The 4,190-nt window shown below is 36.5% G+C and carries 4 protein-coding genes; 3 read left to right on the forward strand and 1 reads right to left on the reverse strand.

The window, feature by feature from the left end:
* The first annotated feature begins 1,000 nt into the window (after nt 1-1,000).
* Nucleotides 1,001-1,894, forward strand: coding sequence for a replication initiation protein (locus PCY12_RS10250; protein ID WP_301352817.1), 894 nt, complete (start codon nt 1,001-1,003; stop codon nt 1,892-1,894).
* A 25-nt stretch (nt 1,895-1,919) separates the two neighbouring features.
* The gene (locus PCY12_RS10255; protein WP_196320110.1) at nt 1,920-2,324 is read left to right on the forward strand and encodes a hypothetical protein; all 405 of its coding nucleotides are present in this window, start codon (nt 1,920-1,922) and stop codon (nt 2,322-2,324) included.
* Nucleotides 2,325-2,818: 494 nt separating this feature from the next.
* Here PCY12_RS10255 and PCY12_RS10260 read toward each other — a convergent pair whose 3' ends face one another.
* Nucleotides 2,819-3,406, reverse strand: coding sequence for an ABC transporter ATP-binding protein (locus PCY12_RS10260; RefSeq protein ID WP_301352819.1), 588 nt, complete (start codon nt 3,404-3,406; stop codon nt 2,819-2,821).
* Nucleotides 3,407-3,817: 411 nt separating this feature from the next.
* Here PCY12_RS10260 and PCY12_RS10265 point away from each other — a divergent pair, with 411 nt between their 5' ends.
* A complete protein-coding gene (locus tag PCY12_RS10265) occupies nt 3,818-4,156 on the forward strand; it encodes a hypothetical protein (protein ID WP_301352821.1) in 339 nt (112 codons plus the stop codon).
* Nucleotides 4,157-4,190 lie beyond the last annotated feature (34 nt).

Here is a 4,190-nt window from a genome sequence, read left to right on the forward strand (position 1 = left end):
TTAGACATGAATAAAGATTTGTTGGCTGAATTAAAGGGATTTAGGCGAGAATTTGATAAATTCTTTGATTTAATTCAGGAAAGTTTAGAGTAATAAGCGAAAACAGCCCTCAGAGGCTCATATTCGCTTGTTTTTGTTTTCGGAGTATAATTCTATGTCTTTGATGTTAAAATGCGTTAAAGGGCAAAATATGGCGTCTGATAGCCTCTGAGCGATTTATGCCGTGAAAGCTATTTGATAACAAGCTAGGTCAAGTTAGACTGGTTAGGGCGGTTCAGTCTGAACTTTGTTCAGCTGACCGACAAACCAAAGACTAACGACCTAGGTTACTTGTTGTCAAATAGACCATGGAATAAAGCAAGCGGACATGGTATAATAGCAATATTCTGGCACTAAGCCTTCGAAAGGAGGTGTTTAGCTTGTTAGAACTCATTACTCTTCTTGTTGTTGTCCGAGTAGTGTTGCCCTTAGCGTACGAGTTGGGGAAATCCTATGGGATGAAGTGGATTGAAAAGCGCTTCGATGATAACGAGAAATAGTGTCACTTTTCACGAACGCTAGTGTGTTGTAGCTGGCGCAAAAAAAGCACCCTAAGTCTTGGCGGACAGGGTGCTTTTTCGTTTAGCGTGATGAACTCACTACTCTTGTTGTTGATTAAATTATAACATATTTTTGCTAAATAGCAAAATTAGGGGGAATTTCGGATAGATAGCTTGATTTGTAATGAGGGATAGAGGTCGAAACGAAGTGAGACCCTTTTTATATATATTTAATTATATTTTATATATATTTAAGGCGCTTTTGAGCCCTAGAGCGCCAAGGGGTTTCAGCTTTTATGAATAACAAAATGTCGGTTCTTCGATAACATTTTGTCGGTTCTTCGATAACATTTTGTCGGTTCTTGAATAACAAAATGTCGGTATATAAAAACATAACTTGAAACTTGTTTTTATAACGAAAACAGGGTATAATAAAAACATAAATTAGAAGAGGTTTCTATATGGCTAACGAAGTTGTCAAACATCACAATGATTTGAATACTGTTATTATGCGGAAATGGACTGCTGAAGAGATGAATTTCTTCTTTGCTATCATCGCTAAAGCGAAGGATAAAGGCACTTCTGACCTCGTTTTTGACAAGTATCAGCTAGCTGAATTAGCAGACTATTCTATTCAACACAACAAGCGTTTCTATGATACGATGGATAGTCTATCCAACAACATCAGCCAGCTGAGATACATCGAGAGAACAAGCAGGTCTGTTGAATATATGCCACTTTTTACGAAATTCAGGGTAGATTGGGAAGAGGATTTGTCTGATATGAAGGCGACAGTATCGCTTTCCCCATACTTCGACTATATCTTAAACAGACTATCAGCCAATTTCACTCAATACGAATTGCAGGAATTTACATCGATTCGTTCAACATACGCTAAGACCGCCTATAGACTGCTGAAGCAGTGGCGTACAGTTGGACGAAAAGAGTTTGCGATTGATGAATTTAAGTTGCTGATGGACATGCCAAGTAGCTACAAGGCGTGTCATATAGATAGGCTTGTCATAACCCCTATCAAAAAGCAACTCTCGCCTTATTTTGCTGACTTAAAAGTCAAGAAAATCAAGTCAAACAAGCGAGGTAACCCCGTTCTAGGCTACGAGTTCACTTGGAATCCTGAAATATCCGAATCGTATGTTCCAAATAAATTTAACAAGCCAAAACATAAGCAGAAAAGACAGTCCAACGTACCTAGTTGGTCAAATACTGATTATGTGAACACAACAAGCGAAGAGACAAAAGCTGAATTGGAACGTAAAAAGCAAGAAATGTTGGCTAGACTGAATCGTTCAGAATCTCATGAAGTTCAAACAGACATTTATGATTTTTTAGACTAATCAACGCAGAAAAGGGAGCCACAAAATGACAGAAAGAACGGAACTGATAAACGATATCGAGAAATTAAAAGCTGAAAGAAATAGATTATTAAGGCAAGTAGAAGAAGCTGAGCAGTGGGAAAGTACTGCATGGGAGAGTTTTAATGCATTGGCTGACCATCTACGAGCTACAGAGAAAAAGCAGGCTATTGCCCAAAACTATTGGGACAGTTCTCGAAGGGCTATTGAAAGTCAATTTGAATTCGTAGCTAGTCAAATTGCTCGAGTGAAAAAAGTGTTGGATAAAAAACGTTATGAGTTACTAGAGGGTGAAATCGACGAGTTGATGAAAGAGATTGCTGAATTAGCAGACGTTCTCGGTTTGGAGATTGAGGAACTGCCAAAATACTTGCCGTTTTATACCTTACCAGCTGAAGAGATTGTTGATTGAGAAATCAGCATCTTTTTTTTGTGTGTATCTGTATGCGATAAGAGTGTGTTAAAGTGTGAGATAGTCAAAAAGGGTGTATGTAAAAGTATGTAAAGAATAAAAAACAGTGTAAGTATAACACCTATAAAGTGTGTAAAGGTAAGTATAGCATGTGTGTGTAAGTAGGCGAAGCCGAGAAAATTGATATCATTGGAAACGTTGATACTATCAACTCCACACGCTTCGTGGGGGCAGTTTCCCTTATGCTCAAAAAAACAATTATAAGATATAGTATTTTTAAATAATGCATTGTGATATAGGAAAAAGCTAAAAAGAAAGAATGTAGGGAAATAAACCCTACATTCTTAAAATAACTTAGTACATAAATGATAATGCTGTCGCTGCCATCAATATTGCAAGAACTATTTTCCAAATTTTTTTATTTTTTCCAAAAATCTTATCAGGTAACAAGCTTATTACAAGAAAGGTAATAAACAACACCAATTTTGTATACATCATTGAGAAGTTATCCAGTGTGGAGTTCCATTTGGAAACACTCCTACAAAAGCAATGATAACCCCTCGTCCAGCAGCATTATTATAAGCAATTATAGCGGCAACAGTCCCTAAAGCAGCAGCTACAATTTTGGATGCGCCTGGTTCAGGAATTAAAGCAGCAAGAGCAGCTCCACCACCAAGTCCAGCAACTATTCTATTGGCAGTAGTGCTATCTAAATAAATATCATATCCTTTCCAAGTATAAACGATTTTAGTATATCCTGAGAAGTCTCTGAAAGAATATTTAGGAGCTATTGTAATTGAGTTTTCGGTAAAAATAACATTATATAAGTCAGTGTCAGTGTTAGCTAATACCTCCTGCTTATATTTTTCAGTAATGGTAACTTTTTTAGCATCAGGATCCACGTCTAGATAGCCATTATCAGAGAGAGTTTCAACAACATCAATCTTATTAAGATTTCCTTGCACTGTTGTCTCTGTGACGGAATCAGCAACAACTGGATTCGCTCCTAAAACAGGAGCAATAACCCCTAAAGAAACAACACATACCCCTAAAAGGGCTGAAGTTTTTATTTGTTTATTCATAAGAATTCTCCTTTCTATAAACAAATTAAAATTGAAAACTACATTATGATTTCTTTATTGAATCGACCTCCGCTGTATACGCTTACATTATACCATAAAATATTATTGTTGCAAAGAAAAAGAGTTAAAAAGAATTTGTAGGATGAGGGGGATTGGGGAACTCCCCAAAAATTTGAAAGTGGTAAAAAAGGCGTTTGAGAGGACGACTCTTTTTATTTCTTTCAAACACAGCATCTGGACAATTTACTGGTAAATGGGTATCCAGATGCTAAGCTTGCCGGAATAAAAACATATGTTTTCTGGGTAGTTTTTACTAGGAAATTCCTTGGTTGTGTGGTATACTCATAGTTGGTAAATTTCCCAGTAAGAAAGTTTAGAGAAAAAGGAGCGAAAATGAGTAGTTGGAAGACAATGTCAGAGATTGCTGAAGAGTTAAAAATATCAAAAGATTTGGTGAAATATCACCGAAAAAAATTAGATAACGATGATGTGATGACTCACAGAGGTCTGGTGTATATATCAGCTTCAGGTGTTGAAAAAATAAAACAAGGACTTCGCAAAGAAAATTATTCTCTAGGTTTTGAAGGAAATGTTATTCAGCGTATATCGGAGGTAGAAGTCAAGTGTAAGTTTTTGGAGGTTCAAAACAAGGAGCTTTTAGACATGAATAAAGATTTGTTGGCTGAATTAAAGGGATTTAGGCGAGAATTTGATAAATTCTTTGATTTAATTCAGGAAAGTTTAGAGTAATAAGCGAAAACAGCCCTCAGAGGCTCATATTCGC

Origin of the sequence: Streptococcus sp. SPS1, assembly GCF_030439915.1 — a bacterium.
Classification (GTDB): domain Bacteria; phylum Bacillota; class Bacilli; order Lactobacillales; family Streptococcaceae; genus Streptococcus.

Coding starts and splice junctions, on each gene's coding strand:
- PCY12_RS10255 (WP_196320110.1), top strand. CDS start 1,920: ATGACAGAAAGAACGGAACTGATAAACGATATCGAGAAATTAAAAGCT.
- PCY12_RS10250 (WP_301352817.1), top strand. CDS start 1,001: ATGGCTAACGAAGTTGTCAAACATCACAATGATTTGAATACTGTTATT.
- PCY12_RS10265 (WP_301352821.1), top strand. CDS start 3,818: ATGTCAGAGATTGCTGAAGAGTTAAAAATATCAAAAGATTTGGTGAAA.
- PCY12_RS10260 (WP_301352819.1), bottom strand. CDS start 3,406: ATGAATAAACAAATAAAAACTTCAGCCCTTTTAGGGGTATGTGTTGTT.